Here is an 18,696-nt window from a genome sequence, read left to right on the forward strand (position 1 = left end):
AGCGGTCAGCAAGTGTCTCCGAACCTGGCGACAACACCCCCCGGATCATCAATAACAGGGCGAGAAAGTCATACCGGGTCCAGCGACCAAATCCCCGGCCTTCGGGGACCCTATAAATGTAACGGGCGTGCTCGGCCTGCCCCCTGGTTCTAGGCCCGTTCTAGGCCGCCGGGCCGCCGTCGGGGGCCTCGTCGATAGCCCCGCCGTAGCGGCGGTCCCGCCGGGCATAGATCTCGACGGCGTCCCACAATGTGCGCCGGTCCACGTCAGGCCAGAGTGTATCCAGGAAGACGAATTCGGCATAGGCCGATTGCCAGAGCATGAAATTGGAGAGCCGCTGTTCGCCGGAGCTGCGCAGGAAAAGGTCTACGTCCGGGAGATCGGGTTCATCCAGATACTTCTGGATGGTCTTCTCGGTGATGGCTCCGGGCCTGAGCCGTCCGGCGGCCACTTCCGCCGCAATGGCGGACACAGCATCGGCAATCTCGGCGCGTCCGCCGTAGTTAACACACATGTTCAACGTGCAGGTGCTGTTGCCCCGGGTGAAGTCTTCGGCTTCCTCCAGCTCGCGGATCACTGAGCCCCAAAGCTTGGGGCGCCGCCCGGACCAGCGGATCCGGACGCCCCACGCGTCCAGCTGGTTCCGTTGACGACGTAGCACATCTTTGTTAAATCCCATCAGGAAGCGGACTTCCTCGGGCGAGCGGCGCCAGTTTTCAGTGGAGAACGCGTAGACGCTGACATACTCGATGCCGAGTTCAATCGCACCGGCCACGACGTCCAGCAGCGCCGGCTCCCCCGCCTTGTGGCCTTCGATCCGAGGCAGGCCCCGCTGGTTGGCCCAGCGGCCGTTGCCGTCCATAACGATGGCGACGTGCCGCGGGATTAACTCCGCAGGGATGGCCGGGGGCACAGCTCCGGAGGGGTGCGGGTAGGGCGGCACCGTCGGACCGCTCCGCTGCCGGACCGGATTTTTCTTCTTACCCAAGGCCACAGTTAGGTACGCTCCACATGTTTGAGGGACTTCAGGACACGTTCCAGATGCCATTGCAGATAGGCGGACACCAGGCCGGCGGATTCGCGGCGGTGCACCGGGGCCGAGGCATCCGCCGTCGTCCAGTCCCCTGTCAGCAGGGCGCCGAGCAGCTGGACAGTTTCTGCGGCGGGGGCCGGGGACCCGGGCGGCCGGCACTCCGCGCACACCATGCCGCCTAGCGGAGCCGAGAACGCGGTGTGCGGCCCGTGGGCACCGCAGCGCGCGCAGTCCGTGAAGCTTGGCGCCCAGCCGCCGGTCGAGAGGGCGCGCAGCAGGTACGAATCGAGGATAAGTTCCGGGGTGTGGTCGCCGCGGCTCAACGAGGCCAGGGCACCCACCAGCAGGTTGTACTGGGCGGTGCCGGATTCGCCGTCGACGTCCGTGAGTTTCTCCGCGGTCTCCGTCATGGCAGCGGCCACCGTGTAGCGGCCGTAGTCTGCGGCGATGTTGCTGCCGTAAGCGCCCTTGGCGACAGCCTGGGTGACGATATCCAGGCTCCGGCCGGAAATCAGCTGGAGATCGGCCACCATAAAGGGCTCGAGCCGGGCACCGAAGCGGCTGCTCGTGCGGCGGACGCCCTTGGCCACGGCGCGGACCTGGCCATGGTGCTTTGTGAGCAGCGTGATGATGCGGTCCGCCTCGCCCAGCTTATGCGTGCGCAGCACGACGGCGTCGTCGCGGTAGGCGCGGGCTGCAAAGGAAGATGGTTGTGCCACGGTCAATCTTCGCACTGTCTTTGAGTGGAACGCTGCCATTGAGGGAAGCAGCATTGCGCCGACGGAGAACTCGGCGGCGCAATGCTGGCTCACCGGTTAGGCGCGTGCGTCCCGGATGGCACGGTTCACGGCCGAGATGACGGCCTTCAGCGAGGCCATGGACGTGTTGGCATCGATCCCCACGCCCCACAGGACACGCTCTCCCACGGCAGCTTCGACGTAGGCGGCGGCGAGGGCGCTGCCGCCTTCGGACAGCGCGTGTTCGCTGTAGTCCAGCACACGGACGTCGACGCCGTCTTCGCGCAGGATCGCCAGCAGGGCCGCGATCGGACCGTTGCCGGTGCCGGTGCGGCGGACCTGGGCGCCGTTAATCTTCAGGGCGGCGTGCAGCGTCATCGTGCCGTCTTCGTCCGACTCCGTGCTCACCGCGCCGAGCGCATAGCGGCCCCACTGCTGGTCCGCGGAGCCGGAGGGCAGGTACTCGTCCTGGAAGACCTGCCAGAGCCGGGCACCACTTACCTCGCCGCCCACCAGGTCCGTCTGCTTCTGGATGACGCCGGAAAACTCGATCTGGGCGCGGCGCGGCAGGTCCAGGTTGCGCTCGTTCTTCAGCAGGTAGGCTACACCGCCCTTGCCGGACTGGGAATTCACCCGGATGACGGCCTCGTAGCTGCGGCCGAGGTCCTTCGGGTCAACCGGCAGGTACGGGACCTGCCAGGTGAAGTCGGCGACGTCCTTGCCGGCGGCGGCGGCGTCCCTCTCCAAAGCTTCCAGGCCTTTCTTGATCGCATCCTGGTGCGAGCCGGAGAAGGCCGTAAAGACGAGGTCACCGCCGTAGGGTGAGCGCTCAGCCACGGGCAGCTGGTTGCAGTACTCCACGGTGCGGCGGATGTCGTCGATATCAGAGAAGTCGATCATCGGGTCGATGCCCTGGACGAACATGTTCAGGCCCAGGGTCACCAGGTCCACGTTGCCGGTCCGCTCGCCGTTGCCAAAGAGGCAGCCTTCGATCCGGTCCGCACCGGCCAGGTACCCCAGTTCGGCCGCGGCGACGCCGGTGCCCCGGTCGTTGTGGGGGTGCAGGGACAGGATGATGCCTTCGCGCGGGTGCAGATGCCGGCTCATCCACTCGATCGAGTCGGCATACACATTGGGGGTTGCCATTTCGACGGTGGCCGGCAGGTTAATGATCACCTGGCTGTCGGCGGAGGCCTCGAACACGTCGGCGACGGCGTTGCAGACCCGGACGGCGTACTCGAGCTCGGTCCCGGTGAAGGATTCCGGCGAGTATTCGTAGGTGATGTGAGTCTCGGCGAGGGTTTCCTCGTACTTCTTGCACAGGCGTGCGCCCTGCAGCGCGATGTCGAGGATGCCGTCTTCGTCCTGGTTGAAGACGACCCGTCGCTGCAGGACCGACGTCGAGTTGTAGAGGTGGACGATTGCCTGCCTGGCGCCGACCAGCGATTCGTAGGTCCGCTCGATCAGGTGCTCGCGGGCCTGGGTCAGCACCTGGATGGTGACGTCGTCCGGGATGTGGTTGCCTTCGATCAGCTGCCGGACAAAGTCGAAGTCGGTCTGCGATGCTGAAGGAAAGCCGACCTCAATTTCCTTGTAGCCCATGCGGACCAGCAGATCGAACATCTTCATCTTGCGGGCCGGACTCATCGGGTCGATCAGGGCCTGGTTGCCGTCACGCAGATCCACAGCGCACCAGCGCGGCGCTTTGGTGATGACCTTGTCCGGCCAGGTCCGGTCCGGGAGTTCCACCGTGATCATGTCCTGGAACGGGACGTAGCGGTGGACGGGCATTCCTGAGGGCTGCTGTGCGTTTCGCATGAGAATCGGGGCCTTTTCTATCGTTCCTGGTGAAAGGGTGGCCGGGCAACACAGACTCCGCAGCGAGGGTGGGCCTTGCGCTAGATCGCGTCTGAGGCCTCGCCGCGGCAGCTAAGAAGAAGCAGTTCTGCGCGCACCTTTTCACAGTAACACGGGCCGTAGGATGAAGGAGTCAGACCTCGTAACGTCCATCGTGCAGCCCCGTAACAGTGTTTTCTGCGCTGACGGGACGCCTCTCAAAGGAGAATCCGTGCCGCATTCGGGAATCGCCCTGTCCAATATTGACTCCAGCGTGCGGCCGCAGGACGACCTGTACCGGCACGTCAACGGCACCTGGCTCAACAACACGGAGATTCCGGATGACCGGCCCCTGGAGGGGACGTTCACCGCGCTGCGGGACGGCTCGGAGCAGCAGGTGAAGGAGATCATCGAGGACGCTGCCGGCCGCGGCACGGATTCCACCGGAATTGAAAAGAAGATCGGGGACCTTTACAACAGCTTCATGGACGAGGCCTCGGTCGAGGGCAAGGGACTGGACCCGATCCGGGGACGGCTCTCCGACGTGTTCGCCACAGAATCCGTTGCCGGGCTCATGGCCCTGGCCGGCAGGCTGTTCCGCGCCGACGTTGCCGGCCTCTTCTCCATCTATCCCGCCCCCGACGCCGGCAACCCGGACCGGATCCTGCTGTACACGGGCCAGGGCGGCCTCGGCCTGCCGGATGAGTCCTACTACCGCGAAGAGAAGTTCGCGCCAATGGTCCGTGCCTACCGCGGACACGTCAAGACGGTCTTCGAGCTCGCCGGCGTCACCGATCCGGAGGGCGCGGCCGGCCGCGTCGTGGCGCTGGAGACCGCACTGGCCGCGCACCACTGGGACAACGTCACCCTGCGCAATCCGCAGAAAACCTACAACCTGAAGACCGCCGACGAGGCATCGCAACTCTTCCCGCTCCTCAGCACCTGGTTCGACGCCGCCGCCGTCGCACCGGAGAAACGCACCGAACTCGTGGTGAGCACCCCCGATTTCTTCGCCGGGGCTGCCTCCCTGCTGGACACGGAGCCCCTGGCCGTCTGGCAGGAATGGCTCGCAATGCGCGTCGTCAGCGCCGCCTCCCCGTACCTTCCCGCCGCGTTCGTGGACGCAAACTTCGCCTTCTACGGCACCACCCTCAGCGGCACGCCGCGCAACAGGGACCGCTGGAAGCGCGGCGTCGCAGTCGTCGAGGCCGCCCTCGGCGAGGCCGTCGGCCAGATTTACGTCGCCCGGCACTTCCCGGAAACGCACAAGGCCCGGATGCGCTCGCTTGTCGGCACCCTGATCGAGGCGTACCGCGAATCCATCACCGGTCTCGCCTGGATGGGCGCGGAAACGAAGCTCGAGGCGCTCAGGAAGCTCGATTCCTTCCGGGCAAAAATCGGCTACCCGGACAAGTGGATCGACTATTCGGCCGTCGACATCGACCCGTCCGATCTGCTGGGGAACGTGGAGCGCGCCCACAGCGCCGACGTAGACCGCCACCTTGACGAGGTGGGCAAGCCCGTGGACCGGGACAAATGGCTGATGACGCCGCAGACCGTCAACGCCTACTACCACCCGCTGCTGAACGAGATCGTGTTCCCGGCAGCCATCCTGCAGCCGCCGTTCTTCACCGCCGACGCCGACGACGCCGTCAACTACGGCGGCATCGGCGCCGTGATCGGCCACGAAATCGGCCACGGCTTCGACGACCAGGGCTCCCAGTACGACGGCAGCGGCCTGCTCCGCAACTGGTGGACAGGGGATGACCGCTCCGCCTTCGAGACGCTGACCTCAAAGCTCGTGGCCCAGTTCGAGGCGCTCTCCCCCAGCGCCGCCCCCGGCCACACCGTCAACGGCAAATTGACCCTCGGAGAAAACATCGGCGACCTCGGCGGCCTGACAATTGCGTACAAGGCCTACCTGATCAGCCTCGATGGCCAGGAGCCGCCGGTCCTGGACGGCCTGACCGGCGTCCAGCGCTTCTTCGCGTCCTGGGCGGCGGGCTGGCGGCAGGTCATGCGCACTGAGGAAGCGATCCGCCGGCTGGCCACGGACCCGCATTCCCCCAACGAATTCCGCACCAACCAGATCGCCAGAAACCTTGACGCGTTCCACGAGGCCTTCAGCACGGCCGGGCAGGACGGCATGTGGATGCCGGCCGCGGAGCGTGTCAGCATCTGGTGATGTCAGGTGCGCTCAGGCGCAGGGGAACCATTGGCTGGCGGCGTCGGCGCGGGCCCGTTGGTCGGTGAACCGCCGGCGCACCTCGGCGATGGCCGCGGCCAGGGGAAAGATCTCAGCGGTTATCAGCTGGTCCGTGTCATCGGCTCCGATCGGGTGCCAGTAGACACCCTCGGCGGTGACCGTGACTTCGGGGATCAGCGATTCAATGGTTAATTCGATGCCCGCGTCGGCGTTGCCCCGGTGGGCCAGTGCCCGGATGACCTGGTCAACGGGGTCGATACCGAGCGCGCCGAGGAACTCGTGGAACGGCTCGAGTTCGTGGCTTTGAGCGGCAGGCAGCGTCGCCGCGACCTTCACCCGGAAGCCCTCGTCCTGGGCAATCCGGATCCCGGCAACGGCTCGCTGCCACGATCCTTTGCCGCGGTGGCTGTCATGACCGTCCGGAGTGGCGGAGTCAAGGCTGATTTGAAGAGTGAGCCTGCTGCGGTCCATCCGGCGCAGCCGTTCGAGCCGGTGCCCGCGGAAAAGCATCCCGTTCGTCAGCAACGTGGTCGGGAGCGCCGTCGTGCAGACGGCGACGAGCTCGTCAAGGTCCGGCAGCAGGAATGGCTCACCACCCGTCAGGATGAGCTCGCTCACGCCCGATTCAACAGCCTCCGCCGCCAGCCGGCGGATGCGGTCGAGTCCGAGGGCGCGCCGGGCGGTCTGTGGTGAGGACCTGGCGCAACAGTAGTCGCAGGCCAGGTTGCAGTCGAAGTTTGTATACATCCACAGCCGGGTCCCGGGCAGCCGCCCGTCCTCCACTGCCGTGCGTGGGTCGGGGGCGCGGCCGCGCCGGACGGTGACGGCACCGTCGCGGACGCCAACGAGTTCGTTGCCGGTCCGGTGGCACCAGGCGGCCACTGTAGGCGTTGCCTCATCCTGGTCAGCGGAACAAAGCGGCACGGTGACGGTGGAGCCTGCGGGCACGGCGGCGATCCGCTCCAGGAGTTCCAGGATGAGGACAGGATTTACCATCGGGGCCCGATGCCTTGCTCGCGGACGGCATCGAACAAAGTCTCGTAGCCTTCCAGCCGGGGGGCTACCCAGCGACGGAGTCCTTCCATTTCCAGGATCCGCCGGTGCGCCGGGGTGTCCCAGTCCATCGCGAACAGGTGCTCGACCCAGACCGTGGCGCGTTCCTCCGACAGCGCGGGCAGCGCTGTGAAGTTGCAGTGGCTGTAGACGGGTGACTGCCACAACGCCTCGAAGGCCCCCGGCATCAGCTCATCGCGTCCGATCGCCTCCCAGGTGTTGATACCGATCGCGGCGGCGTCGGCGCTGTCATCCAGAACGGCCCGCAGGGCATCAAGTTCGCTTCGGCCGGTGTCACCGTGTTTTCCGACGTCGCTGTCGAGCCGCAGCAGATCCACCGCTCCGTCGCCGAGCCCGGCCTTGGCCAGGAAATGGACCGGCAGGATCGCGGCCTGGGCGGAGTCCCGGGACCCCAGTGCCAGGCGGCGGCCGCGAAGGCTCTCCAGACCTGCCAGCCCGGTACCGGCACGGGTCACGAAAACAGACCGAAAGGCGGCGTCGGTGTCCCGCATGGCCAGCGCCCGGCACGCGCCTTCGGTCCGGGCGACGGTACGGACCCACGCCAGGTTGGTATTCCACGCGATGTCGATCACCCCGTCCACCAGCGCGTCCACCTGGCGTCCGTAGTTGGAGAACAGCACAAAATCCATCTCAGCCGGTGTCCCGGCGAAGTAATCCCGGATTCCTTCCCAGATAGTGACGACGGTGGGGGTGTACGCCACCGAACCCACCAGCAGCGGGGCGCTCACGCCGGCGCATTCACTGCGGCGGAGGTGCTGTCGAAGAGCGGCTGCCCGGTGATGGCCTTGCCGTAGAAGTCGTACAGCACATCCGCCGTCGGGGCCATCACGTGGCCGGCTCTGGCATCACGGAAGTACCGGTCAATGTGAAGATGCTCGGAGAACGCCGCACCGCCGCAGACGCGCATCGCGGCATCGGTGATACTCAGGGCGGCGTCGTTGGCTGCGGCCTTGACGCCCAGCACGTGCAGCATCGTGTCATCGCGTGGTTCCGCAAGCCGGCCGGCAGCCTGGTGTAGATAGGCCGTCGTGACGGCCAATTCGATCGACATCTTCGCCAGCCGGGCGCGGACGGTGGGCAGCGCCGCCAGGCTTTCCCCGAGGTGTTCCAGCCGGGCGGCACTGGTGTGATGGATTGCGGCCTCGACGGCGGCGCGGGACAGCCCCACCGACACCGACGCGTTGCCCAGGTTGAACCAGGGCAGCACCGTCTGCAGCATCAGGTCCATCCCGCCGCCGGCCGCCCCGACCCGGTTCTCCTCCGGTACTTCGCCCGCGAAGGTCATCGGACTTGAGGCGTTGCCCCGCAGTCCCATGCCACGCCATTCCCCGGACACTTCGACGCCGGGATGGCCGGCCGGTATCGCGTACAGGTCCACGGTGTCCGCCGCGGCGGTCCGCGTGGAAACGAGGTACACGTCGGCGTGTCCGGCCGAGGTCACCCAGCTCTTCCGGGCGTCGAGCAGCACACCGGCATCATTCTGCCGCGCCCGTGAGACGGGCGCCCAGAAATGTGACCGGGATCCTGGCTCCGAGAACGCCAGCGAAGCCAGAGCCCGGCCGCTTGCCAAATCCGCGACAACGCCGGGCAATCCCGCCGGTGGTGCGGCCGCAACGGGCATAACGGCGCTGATGTGCATGAGATAGATCATCGCCGTGGACCCGCAGGCGCCGGCCAGGGCGCTCAGGACCTCGACCAGTTCGTGCGGTCCTCCGCCCAGGCCCCCGGCGTCCTGCGGCATGGTCAGCCCGAGCAGCCCGGATTCGCGCAGGGCATGGACGGCCTCGGTGGGGAACCGGGCGGCCGCGTCCACGTCGCGGGCATTGGCGCCGGCAACGGCGAGCACCGGATCAAGCCGCGCGGTCAGATTCATCATGGTTAGTCCCTTTCCGGGCTGTAGGTACGGGAACTGCGTCTGCCGAGGGGCGCGGCGTGAGCGTAACGGCCAGCAGTCCGATCCCCAGACCGCCCATCAGAGCCACGGTGGAGCCATCTCCGTCGAGCCAGTTGACGCTCCGGTCGGCCTGCAGCAGCTGAAGCAACGCGGCCGCGACCAATCCCGCCCCGGACACGACCGCAAGGCCGCGCACGCGCAGAATCCCGGCGACAACCGCGGCAACTCCGAGGATGAGGAGCAGCACAAGACCCGCACCCCGGATGTGAATGAACTCGATCTGCGCCGGTCCGCCGCTGGAGAAAGTGAATGCCGAGCCCAGGAGTGCGGCCCCGCCCAGGGCGAGCACGGGGAGATCGACGCGGCGTCGGGTCATGACAGCCTCGCGAGGACTTTTTCGACGCGCCCGGTGGATTCCACCCAGCGGGGCCGGAGGACTCCGTCTACCCCGTAGGCGCGACCGGCCGCGGTGGCAAACAGAGCGATGTGGGCCAGGATCATGAGGTAGTAGGACCAGTGCCATTCGTTCGGGGCGTTGAGAACGGACAGGGTGATCGCCAGCGACTGGAATACGCCGACGACCGCCCAGAGGCGCGTGGCAAGACCGACGAGCAGGAACGCGCCGAGCCCCGCCTCAACCAGCAGCGTCATCCACCCGAAAAACGGAAGATTGGGCAGCACCACATTCTCAACGAGCGCTGCATAGGGCGGAAATACGGGATAGTCAACGGCGTAGCGGGTGAAAAAGTAAAGTCCGGTGTTCTCCCGTTCACCGAAATCCGGTGGCACTTTCCAGGCTGCGTTTTGGATCCACAGCAACGCCACCCCTGCCCGCAGGGCGAAGATCCCTCCGCGGGCCAGCCGGCCGTCCGCCGCCTCAATGGGGCCAGACGTTGCAGCCTTCACGGAACGATCCCTGCTCATGGACCCCATTAAGGACCTATGAACGGAGCGGCGCAAGACCAGGGCCCCTCTGATTCCGGAACGGTCCGCTCACCACCGTCCCGTGGCCCGGCAGGAGGCAGCCGGCCCCTTCGGCGCGCAGTTAGCCGGTGATGAGCGCCGGGTTCGCCGGCTGGCAGACGGTGTCCCCGGCCGTCTGGTTGACGATGTCCGCGGGCAGGGCCGTCTGACTGCCCCCGCCCGGGGTGCCGCCCGTGAGGTCGCTGCCCAGATAGACCTGGACACCGACGACGCCCGCGGCCGGAAGGACCTGCGCGGCAGGGATCCCGAGCAGCGCCGCCACATCGGCGGCTACATCAGCGAAGTCGGCGCCGTAGTAAACCGCCGTGGCCGCCACGGGCCTGGCCGCCAGCTGAACGGTGTTGCTGAATCCCCCGGTGGTGAGCGCCGTGATGATCTCCTGGGACCGGGCGGGAACCCCGGAACCGTTGGCCACCGCGACCGGCTGCAGCGTCTTGTCATAGACCGCAGGAGCCGGCGTGGCACCCGGCTCCGCGCTGGCAGGGGCGGAGCCGGCGGCGGAAGCTGCACCACCCGGCGTCGCCGCCGGGTCCGTCAGGTCCACGTCCTTGCGCATCGCGGCGAAAAGCTGCGAGGCGGCGGGCTCTGCCAACTGCAGACGGTTGATGTCGCTGACCGCCGGCTCGGTGGGGACGGCCACAAACGCCACCTTGCCGACGTCGATGTTCTTCAGGCGGTTGCCCACGGTCAGCAGCGTCGGGACGGAGGCCATGCCGTCGTCGATCGTGAGGTTCCTCGTGACCACGTCGGCGATCTGGAGCATCCTGCCGGGGTTGCCGAGCGTCCCGTCGTCCTTGATCTTGCGGACCAGCGAGGACAGGAACCCCTGCTGGCCCTTGATCCGGCCGAGGTCTCCGCCGTCGGCAAAGGCGTGGCGGGTGCGCAGGAACGCGAGGGCCTGTTCGCCCTCCACCTTGGAGGTGCCCTTCGGGAGGCGCAGCCCGGAGTCGGGATCAAAGACGGCATCGCTGATGCAGACCTCCACACCGCCGACGGTGTTGGACAGTTCCTTGACCGAGTTGAAGTCCGCCATCATAAAGTGGTCGATTTCCAGGCCGGTGAGCTTGTTGACGGTGTCGACGGCGCAGCCGATGCCGGCCTCGGACATCGCCGCGTTGATCATGACGTTCTTCTGCGCCGGGAAATCCCGCTTCGATTCCTGGTCGGTGCACTTCGGGATATCCACGAGCAGGTCGCGGGGGAAGCTGATGACGTTGATCCGCCTGTTGTCGGCGGAAATGTCCATCAGCATCATGACGTCGGATTTCCCGTAGCCGGTGGATTCGCTGGCGCCGCCGTACTGGGAGTTCTTGCCGTCACGGGTGTCCGAACCAAGAACCAATATCTGCATCCGGTCCGTCGAGTCATTGACGGGCCCTTCGGTCTTGTTATTGCCTGCGCTCAGCGACGCCTTCGTAAGGTTTCCCTGCAGCCGGATGGCCCAGTAGGCACCCAGGGCAAGGACGCCGACGAGCAGGACGGAAACGACCGCCGTCCCGATCTTTAGCCAACCGGGCATCCCGCGGTGGGCACCCAGGTGCCGGGCGGGTCCGACGGCGGGATCTTCCGTGTGCCGGGCAGCGGCGGCCGACGGAGCCGTCGGGGCGGTTCCGTTGGCACGGTTGTCTCGGGGTCGAGCCACGGGTAAAGCCTTCCTTCACGAATGGGAGTCTGCCTACTTTAGTGGTTCAAGCTGTGAATTTCCCGATGCGCCGCTGCGCCGGAGCGGCAGGAGCGCCACACCACCTGCCAGAACGCCGCTTAGAAGCCGAGCTTCACCAGCTGCTTCGGGTCCCGCTGCCAGTCCTTGGCTACTTTGACGTGCAGGTCGAGGTAGATGCGGGTGCCCAGCAGCGCCTCGATGCTCTTGCGCGCGTTGGTGCCGACTTCGCGGAGCCGGGCGCCGCCCTTGCCGATGATGATGGCCTTCTGCGAGGACCGTTCCACGTAGAGATTGACCCGCACATCGAGGAACGGGCTGTCTTCGGCCCGGCCTTCGCGGGGGACGATCTCATCGACGACTACAGCCAGGGAGTGCGGCAGCTCATCACGGACGCCTTCCAGGGCGGCTTCCCGGATGAGTTCGGCGACCATCACCGCTTCCGGCTCGTCCGTCAGATGACCCTCCGGATACAGCGGCGGCGACGGCGGCATATGGCTGATCAGCACGTCAGCGAGGGTTTCGACCTGGAAACCGTCCGCGGCGGAGACCGGGACAATGTCCTTCCAGCCATCCTCGCCCAGCACGGAGCGGCCCAGGGCGGCCACGGCGAGCAGTTGCTCGGTGAGGGCCTGGCGGTCCACGAGGTCGGCCTTGGTCACGATCGCGATAACCGGTTTGTTGCCGACCGCGGCAAGCTGGGCGGCGATGAACTTATCTCCCGGGCCGATCTTTTCGTTGGCCGGCAGGCAGAAGCCGATCGCGTCCACCTCGGCGAGGGTGTCCGCGACGAGCTGGTTGAGGCGCTTGCCCAACAGCGTGCGCGGCCGGTGCAGGCCCGGGGTGTCCACCAGGATCAGCTGGGCGTCCTCGCGGTGGACGATTCCGCGGATCGTGTGGCGCGTGGTCTGCGGCTTCGCCGAGGTGATGGCGACCTTCTGGCCCACCAGGGCGTTGGTGAGGGTGGACTTGCCCGCGTTGGGCCGCCCGACCAGCACCGAGAATCCGGCGCGGTAGCCGCCGTAGGCTTCGTCGCCGTCGGACTTATTCTGCTTGCTCACGTGGAACTCCCTGTTGGATTTGTGCGGCCTCGTCGAGAAGCTCGTCAAGGTCAGTTTCTTCTTTTGCAGCGGTGGCCGCAATGACGTGGCTGACGCGGTTCCGCCGGCCCTCGAGCCGGTCGGCCCGGAGCGAGAGCCCGTGCACGGCGACGGTGCTGCCGACGATCGGGACCCGCCCGAGCGCCTTGGCGAGCAGGCCGCCGACGGTGTCCACTTCGTCGTCGTCGAGCTCCAGATCGAAGAGTTCGCCGAGATCGTCAATACTCATCCGCGCGCTGACCCGGTAGCTTCCGTCACCGAGTTCCACCGCTTCCGCGCTTTCGGTGTCGTACTCGTCAACGATCTCACCGACGATCTCCTCGATAAGGTCCTCGAGGGTGACCAGCCCGGCGGTTCCGCCGTATTCGTCGATGACGATCGCGACGTGCGTTGATTCCTTCTGCAGTTCGCGCAGCAGTTCGCTGACCGGCTTGGAGTCCGGCACGTAGCGGACCTCCCTGGCCAGTTCGTCGACGAGCGGCGGTTCCTCGCCGGGGCCGAGGTTGTGTATCACCGCGGCCACATCCTTGAGGTAGACAATCCCGAGGATGTGGTCCGTATTCTCACCGATCACGGGGATCCGGGAGTAGCCGGAGCGCAGGAACAGCGACATGGCCCGGTGCAGGCTGGAGCCGGAGTCGATGCAGAGAATATCCGTCCGCGGCACCATCACGGACCGGACCAGAGTGTCGCCGAAATCAAAGACGGACTGGATCATCTCGGCCTCGTTGTCCTCGATGACGTCGGATTCAGAAGCGCGGTCGACCAGCTCCCGGAATTCCTCTTCGCTGAAGAATGCCTCGTTGTCGGCTGAGGCCCCGGGAGCCACGGCGCTGCCGAGGGTAACGAGCCAGCCGGGGATGGGGCCAAGCACCGCGCAGAGCCCGCGGATCAGCGGCGCGGTAACCCGGACCAGGCCCGCGGAGTGGACGCGGCCAAGCTGCCGCGGGGACACACCGACGATCACGAAACCGACGATGGCCATGATGCCGGTCGCCGCCAGCCCGGAAAGCCAGACGTTGCCCAGCAGGCTGTGGAGCAGCACGGTCACGGCAACCGCGGAGGCCATTTCGAACCAGATCCGCCAGAACCGGAGAGCCCGCATGTGCGCCACGGGGTGCTCCATGATGCGTTTGAGCGCGGTGCCGCGGCTTTGCAGGATCGCCTGCTCGGCGTCGTTCCGGGGAAGGAAACTGAAGGCGGACTCGGCCGCGGTCAGCAGCGCGGCAAAGCTGAGGAACACCAGCGCCATGCCGGCCAGGATCAGTGGGGTCACTGAATCGTCTCGGCCGGGGCGTCTTTGCCGGTGAAGGCGGAGAGCAGCTCGCGTTGGAGCCCGAACATTTCGTCCTTCTCCTCCGGCTCTGCGTGGTCGAAGCCGAGCAGGTGCAGCATGCCATGCGTCGTGAGCAGCAGCATCTCGTCCTGGCTGGAGTGGCCCGCAGCCTTGGCCTGGACCTCTGCCACCTGCGGGCAGATGGCGATGTCGCCGAGCATGCCCTGGGGCGTCGGCTTATCGGGTGTGCCGGGGGTGAGCTCATCCATCGGCACCGAGAGCACATCGGTGGAGCCGGGCTCGTCCATCAGCTCGAGGTGGAGCTTTTCCATGGCAGGCTCGTCCACTAACAGGATGGACAGCTCGGCCTGGGGATGGATAAAGAGCCGTTCGAAGACAAAGCGGCACAGCCGCACCAGCTCGGCCTCGTCCACGGTGACGCCGGATTCGTTGTTGATCTCGATGCTCATGTGTGGTCTCCGCGCTTTTCACGGGCCACGGAAGTCTTGACCCGGTTTCTCTGAATCTCGTCCCAGACGCCGTAGGCGTTCACGATGTCGCCGACGAGGCGGTGACGGACGACGTCGGACGCGTCCAGGACCGTGAAGTTGATGTCCTCGATGCCCTGCAGGATTCCTTCGACGATCCGTAGCCCGGAGCGCGTCCCGAACGGCAGATCCACCTGGGTGACGTCACCCGTGACCACCATTTTGGAGCCGAACCCCAGCCGGGTGAGGAACATCTTCATCTGCTCCGGCGTCGTGTTCTGCGCTTCGTCGAGGATGATGAAGGCATCGTTCAGCGTGCGTCCGCGCATGTAGGCGAGCGGGGCGACCTCGATGGTGCCGGCCGCGATCAGCCGAGGAATGGACTCAGGATCCATCATTTCGTGCAATGCGTCGTAAAGGGGCCGCAGGTAGGGGTCGATCTTGTCGCTCAGCGTGCCGGGCAGGAACCCGAGCCGCTCCCCCGCCTCGACGGCGGGACGGGTCAGGATGATCCGGCTGACTTCCTTCTGCTGCAATGCCTGAACGGCCTTGGCCATCGCCAGGTAGGTCTTGCCGGTTCCTGCCGGGCCGATCCCGAAGATCACCGTGTTGGCGTCGATCGCGTCCACGTAGTTCTTCTGGTTCAGCGTCTTCGGGCGGATCGTTTTGCCCCGGCTTGAGAGAATGTTGTGGGTGAGCACGTCGACCGGGTTCTGCAGGGACTGGCTGCGAAGCAGCGAGACCAGCTGCTTGAGCACGGCGGGGGTCACCACCGTGCCCCTGGCGACGAGCTCGCGCACCTCATTGAGCAGCCGCATGATCCGCGGCACGTCCGCCGCCGGCCCGCTGATCGAGAGCTCGTTCCCGCGGACATGGAAGTCGACGGCGGGGAACTGGATCTCGATGAAACGGAGGGCTTCGTCATGACTGCCGAGGGACTGGACCATCTGGTCGGAGTTGTCGAACAGGACCACCTCCGTCCGCAGCCCTGGAAGGGAGTGGGGAAAGTCTCCTGCGGGGCGCCCTCCGGCGCTGATCCGGGCCTTGCTGTTCGCTGCTTCAGTCATGGTGTTGGCCCGCGGGCCTCTGGTCCCCTCCAGCTCGGAAATAGTCTGTCCCCCTGATCCGGCCCGACGGCGGTGTCCGCCTCCTGGTTCCGGTCCCTCAGGGTCCTCCCATCTTACGCCAGCGTGGCGCGCCGCACGGCGCCGCGGCAGGCGGCACCGGCCGCCGCCGGGCCGGACTGGTCGCCGCCGTCGGGCCCTGTTCCCGGTTTTTGGTATCAACTTCGTATCGGCCTCATATCGTTCCCGTTGCAGTTCCCCGGCCCGGTCCCAAACCACGGTGCCGTACCGCGCCGCTGTGCCATGCTGGAAATCGGCCGCTGCCAGGACGGACGGGCCACGGAACAGCGGTCCCGCCCGACGGCAAGCAGGATCGACAAGCAGGATCGACAAGCAGAAGAGGACAGCGGCAATCAGGCAGCGTGGAGTTGAACAGACGGCAGCCGGCAGGCGGATACGGTCCGGCATGCTGCTGCTGGTGCTGCCAGCGGCGCTCGGCCTGTCCGGTTGCGTAGTCACTCCCCAGCCCGGCAGCAGCAACCCCAGCACCCCCTCGGTCCTGAACGGCGCGGCCTCCCCGGGCGCCCCGAGCACCAGCGCGCCGCTGGAGACCACGCAGGCCTCCAATAAGGCTCCGGTGTACTGGATCGGCCGCAGCGACGAGAATACCTTCCTGTACCGCGAGTTCCGCGATGTTCCGGAGCAGGAAAACCCTGTCACACAGGCTCTCCGGGTGATGATGTCCCAGAAGCCGCTGGATCCGGACTTCTTCACCCCGTGGCAGAACCCCAAGAAACTTGCCAGCTCCATTTCCGGCAAGAACGTGATTACGGTGGACGTCTCGGCTGACGCTTTCAACGCCAACGTCGACGCCGCGATGGCCGAGCGGGCCATCCAGCAACTCGTCTACACCGCGACGGCGGCCGCCGCCAGCGCGGGCCTGATCGACTCCGGCCAGCAGGTCCAGGTCGTGGTGCTCGTGGACGGGCACACCGACTACGTCGCTTTCAACCGTGTCAGGCTCGGCACTCCGATGTCGCGCAGCGCGGGCCTGGTCGCCCCGGTGTGGATCCTTGATCCCCAGGAGGGCACTCCAGTGGAGGACGGCACCGTCAAGGTCTCCGGCCGGAGCACCGCCCCGGGCGGCAAACTCCGCTGGGAGATCTTCCGGATCGACGGAAGCGCCAAGACCACCTACCTGAACGGCACCGCGGCCGCCTCGGCGGAGGCCGGCCAGTCCGGTGCCTTCAGCCTGTCAGTGAACCTGGGTCCGGGAAACTACGAAATCAGTGTTGCCCAGCTTGGGGACGGCAACCCGGCCCGGGGCCTGTTTGCTGATACCCGCGGGTTCAGCGTCCAATAGCGTCTCCTGCTACCAACGGCCCAGGATGTCGCTCGCGAGCACGGTGGCCGCCGGACCGGCGGTGGATGAGCGCAGCACGTGGTGCCCCAGTAGGGCGGTCACGGCACCCGCGTCGCAGAGCCGGGCCACCTCCCGGGGGCTGATGCCGCCTTCGGGCCCAACGATCAGCAAAACCTCGAGCGCGCCGTTGGTGTCTTCGCCTGGCGGCCGGTCGCCGAGGCGCGCCTGCCAGGCCTCCAGCACCGGACGCAGGGGACGCACCGCGTCCTCATGCAGGATGACGGCGAGATCAGCCGCAGCCACGGCCGCCTGCAGACCGGCGGCGTCGGCCAAGGACCGGACGTCAGGAATCCAGGCACGGCGCGCCTGCTTGGCTGCTGCCGTGACGACGGACTGCCACTTGGCGTGGGCCTTGGCCGCCCGCTCGGCTTTCCAGCGCACGATCGAGCGCTCGGCCTGCCACGGAATGACGGCGTCGATCCCCAGCTCGGTCGCGGTCTCGGCCGCGAGCTCGTCCCGGTCGCCCTTGGCGAGGGCCTGTACGAGCACCAGCCGGATGACCGGCCGGGACTCGACGGTGAGTCCGCTGCATTCCACCGTCAGCTCACCGGCGGCGACGGCGGTGACAGTGCCAGTCAGGCGCCGGCCGGCGCCGTCGGCAATGTCGACCCTCTCCCCCACCGCGAGTCGCCTGACAGTGACCGCGTGGCGGGCCTCGGCGCCGTCGAGGACGAAAGTGGAACCGGGGACCTGCCGGTCAAGGGTTCCCGGGGCCGCGAAAAAGACCGGGTTGCTCACCGTTACAGGTTACCGAGCCGGTCCCGGAGCTTGGCGAAGACGCCTCCGCTGGCCGCGAGCTTGCCTTCCGTGAACTGCTCGCCGCGGAGCTTGGCGAGCTGCCGGAGCAGGTCCTCCTGGGCGGCGTCGAGCCTGGCGGGGGTGTCAACCTGCAGATGGACCTTGAGGTCCCCGCGCCCGTAGCCGCGCAGGTGGGTGACGCCGAGGCCGCGCAGGGTGATGACCTCGCCGGACTGGGTCCCGGCCTTGACGTCGATGCCGTGCTGGCCGTCAAAGGTATCAAGGTTGAGCTCGGTGCCGAGAGCGGCAGCTGTCATGGGGATGTTGAGGCTCGCGTGCAGGTCGTCGCCGTCGCGGACGTAGGTGGCGTCGTTGTTGACCCGGATCTCCACGTACAGGTCGCCGGAGGGTCCGCCGGCAGGACCGGCCTCGCCCTGTGCGGACAGCTGGATGCGGGTGCCGGTCGCTACGCCGGCGGGGACCTTGACCGTGAGGGAACGGCGGCTGCGGATCCGGCCCTGCCCGTTGCACTCGTTGCAGGGGTCCTTGATGACGGTGCCGAAGCCTTCACAGCTGCCGCAGGGGGCCGCCGTCATGACCTGGCCGAGGATGGAGCGCACGGCGCGCTGGACCTGGCCGCTGCCGCCGCAGATGTCGCAGCGCTCCGGGTGGCTGCCGGCGCGGCAGCAGGAGCCTTCGCAGGTGGGGCAGGTGACGGCCGTGTCGACTTCAAGCTTCTTGTTGATGCCGAACACCGCGTCGCGGAGGTCGATCCGGACGCTGATCAGGGCGTCCTGGCCGCGGCGGATCCGTGACGCCGGGCCACCCTGGCCGCCGGCACCGAAGAACGTCTCGAAGATGTCCTGGAAGGCGAATCCCTGGCCCGAGTAGCTGCCGCCGCCGAAGCCGTTGTCGGTGCCGTTCTCGTTTCCTGTGGTGTCATAGATCCGGCGTTTCTGCGGATCGGAGAGCACCTCGTAGGCATGGGTGACGGACTTGAAACGGTCCGAGGCGTCCTCCCCCGGGTTCACATCCGGGTGGAGGTTCCGTGCCAGCTTGCGGTAAGCCTTCTTGATTTCTTCTCCCGTTGCCTCGCGGGAGACTCCAAGAACGTCGTAATGGCTGCTCAAAGTTTGTATCTCTTCCTGGTTGTACTTACCTGTTGGGGGCAAGAAGTCTGGTG

At 66.8% G+C, this 18,696-nt stretch carries 17 protein-coding genes; 2 read left to right on the forward strand and 15 right to left on the reverse strand.

Going from position 1 to position 18,696, the window contains the following annotated elements; genetic code table 11:
• Positions 1-160: 160 nt before the first annotated feature.
• Genes AC50X6_RS09640 through leuA form a run of 3 tightly spaced genes read right to left on the reverse strand, consistent with a single transcriptional unit; the run spans position 161 to position 3,588 of the window.
• Entirely contained in the window at positions 161-994 is an 834-nt protein-coding gene (locus AC50X6_RS09640) for an isoprenyl transferase (RefSeq protein WP_494966008.1), read from the reverse strand.
• Between the two features lie 2 nt (positions 995-996).
• Complete coding sequence (recO, locus tag AC50X6_RS09645; RefSeq protein WP_494966009.1) at positions 997-1,791, reverse strand: DNA repair protein RecO; 795 nt, start codon at positions 1,789-1,791, stop codon at positions 997-999.
• Between the two features lie 57 nt (positions 1,792-1,848).
• The gene (gene leuA, locus AC50X6_RS09650; protein WP_494966010.1) at positions 1,849-3,588 is read right to left on the reverse strand and encodes a 2-isopropylmalate synthase; all 1,740 of its coding nucleotides are present in this window, start codon (positions 3,586-3,588) and stop codon (positions 1,849-1,851) included.
• 250 nt (positions 3,589-3,838) lie between these two features.
• On the opposite strand from leuA, the gene AC50X6_RS09655 reads away from it, so the two are divergent.
• Complete coding sequence (locus AC50X6_RS09655) at positions 3,839-5,791, forward strand: M13 family metallopeptidase (RefSeq protein WP_494966011.1); 1,953 nt, start codon at positions 3,839-3,841, stop codon at positions 5,789-5,791.
• A gap of 12 nt (positions 5,792-5,803) precedes the next feature.
• Here the strand turns inward: AC50X6_RS09655 and AC50X6_RS09660 are convergent, their stop codons facing one another.
• The 10 genes from AC50X6_RS09660 to AC50X6_RS09705 form a co-directional block, all read right to left on the reverse strand.
• Complete coding sequence (locus AC50X6_RS09660; protein WP_494966012.1) at positions 5,804-6,808, reverse strand: Rv1681 family radical SAM protein; 1,005 nt, start codon at positions 6,806-6,808, stop codon at positions 5,804-5,806.
• Positions 6,802-7,614 (reverse strand): Rv1680 family SBP-like protein, encoded by an 813-nt coding sequence (locus AC50X6_RS09665; protein ID WP_494966013.1) that lies wholly within the window; start codon positions 7,612-7,614, stop codon positions 6,802-6,804. Before AC50X6_RS09665 ends, AC50X6_RS09660 begins: the two co-directional genes overlap by 7 nt.
• Positions 7,611-8,762, reverse strand: a complete 1,152-nt coding sequence (fadE16, locus tag AC50X6_RS09670) for an Rv1679 family acyl-CoA dehydrogenase (protein WP_494966014.1) — start codon at positions 8,760-8,762, stop codon at positions 7,611-7,613. Before fadE16 ends, AC50X6_RS09665 begins: the two co-directional genes overlap by 4 nt.
• Positions 8,737-9,156: an Rv1678 family membrane protein gene (locus AC50X6_RS09675; protein ID WP_494966015.1), complete on the reverse strand. Its 420-nt coding sequence runs from the start codon at positions 9,154-9,156 to the stop codon at positions 8,737-8,739. The genes fadE16 and AC50X6_RS09675 overlap by 26 nt, the downstream gene beginning before the upstream one ends.
• Positions 9,153-9,686, reverse strand: a complete 534-nt coding sequence (locus AC50X6_RS09680; RefSeq protein WP_494966016.1) for a DoxX family protein — start codon at positions 9,684-9,686, stop codon at positions 9,153-9,155. Before AC50X6_RS09680 ends, AC50X6_RS09675 begins: the two co-directional genes overlap by 4 nt.
• Positions 9,687-9,825: 139 nt before the next feature.
• Positions 9,826-11,406, reverse strand: a complete 1,581-nt coding sequence (locus AC50X6_RS09685; RefSeq protein WP_494966017.1) for an LCP family protein — start codon at positions 11,404-11,406, stop codon at positions 9,826-9,828.
• Between the two features lie 119 nt (positions 11,407-11,525).
• Complete coding sequence (era, locus tag AC50X6_RS09690) at positions 11,526-12,485, reverse strand: GTPase Era (protein WP_494966018.1); 960 nt, start codon at positions 12,483-12,485, stop codon at positions 11,526-11,528.
• A complete protein-coding gene (locus AC50X6_RS09695; protein WP_494966019.1) occupies positions 12,469-13,800 on the reverse strand; it encodes a hemolysin family protein in 1,332 nt (443 codons plus the stop codon). Before AC50X6_RS09695 ends, era begins: the two co-directional genes overlap by 17 nt.
• Positions 13,797-14,270, reverse strand: coding sequence for an rRNA maturation RNase YbeY (gene ybeY / locus AC50X6_RS09700; RefSeq protein ID WP_326966070.1), 474 nt, complete (start codon positions 14,268-14,270; stop codon positions 13,797-13,799). Before ybeY ends, AC50X6_RS09695 begins: the two co-directional genes overlap by 4 nt.
• Positions 14,267-15,355 carry a PhoH family protein gene (locus AC50X6_RS09705; protein WP_494966020.1) on the reverse strand — a complete coding sequence of 363 codons (1,089 nt, stop codon included), beginning with the start codon at positions 15,353-15,355 and terminating at the stop codon, positions 14,267-14,269. The genes ybeY and AC50X6_RS09705 overlap by 4 nt, the downstream gene beginning before the upstream one ends.
• 463 nt (positions 15,356-15,818) lie before the next feature.
• On the opposite strand from AC50X6_RS09705, the gene AC50X6_RS09710 reads away from it, so the two are divergent.
• Positions 15,819-16,715 (forward strand): GerMN domain-containing protein, encoded by an 897-nt coding sequence (locus AC50X6_RS09710; RefSeq protein ID WP_494966021.1) that lies wholly within the window; start codon positions 15,819-15,821, stop codon positions 16,713-16,715.
• A gap of 9 nt (positions 16,716-16,724) precedes the next feature.
• On the opposite strand, the gene AC50X6_RS09715 is transcribed toward AC50X6_RS09710, so the two are convergent.
• Positions 16,725-17,513: a 16S rRNA (uracil(1498)-N(3))-methyltransferase gene (locus AC50X6_RS09715; RefSeq protein WP_494966022.1), complete on the reverse strand. Its 789-nt coding sequence runs from the start codon at positions 17,511-17,513 to the stop codon at positions 16,725-16,727.
• Positions 17,514-17,515: 2 nt separating this feature from the next.
• Positions 17,516-18,643, reverse strand: a complete 1,128-nt coding sequence (dnaJ, locus tag AC50X6_RS09720) for a molecular chaperone DnaJ (protein WP_494966023.1) — start codon at positions 18,641-18,643, stop codon at positions 17,516-17,518.
• Between the last annotated feature and the right edge of the window lie 53 nt (positions 18,644-18,696).

This window comes from Pseudarthrobacter sp. HLT1-7 (assembly GCF_059383435.1).

Bases quoted from the DNA above. Each gene is read 5' to 3' on its own strand.
- AC50X6_RS09710 (WP_494966021.1), top strand. From the start codon at position 15,819: ATGCTGCTGCTGGTGCTGCCAGCGGCGCTCGGCCTGTCCGGTTGCGTA.
- AC50X6_RS09660 (WP_494966012.1), bottom strand. From the start codon at position 6,808: ATGGTAAATCCTGTCCTCATCCTGGAACTCCTGGAGCGGATCGCCGCC.
- fadE16 (WP_494966014.1), bottom strand. From the start codon at position 8,762: ATGATGAATCTGACCGCGCGGCTTGATCCGGTGCTCGCCGTTGCCGGC.
- AC50X6_RS09675 (WP_494966015.1), bottom strand. From the start codon at position 9,156: ATGACCCGACGCCGCGTCGATCTCCCCGTGCTCGCCCTGGGCGGGGCC.
- ybeY (WP_326966070.1), bottom strand. From the start codon at position 14,270: ATGAGCATCGAGATCAACAACGAATCCGGCGTCACCGTGGACGAGGCC.
- recO (WP_494966009.1), bottom strand. From the start codon at position 1,791: ATGGCAGCGTTCCACTCAAAGACAGTGCGAAGATTGACCGTGGCACAA.
- leuA (WP_494966010.1), bottom strand. From the start codon at position 3,588: ATGCGAAACGCACAGCAGCCCTCAGGAATGCCCGTCCACCGCTACGTC.
- AC50X6_RS09705 (WP_494966020.1), bottom strand. From the start codon at position 15,355: ATGACTGAAGCAGCGAACAGCAAGGCCCGGATCAGCGCCGGAGGGCGC.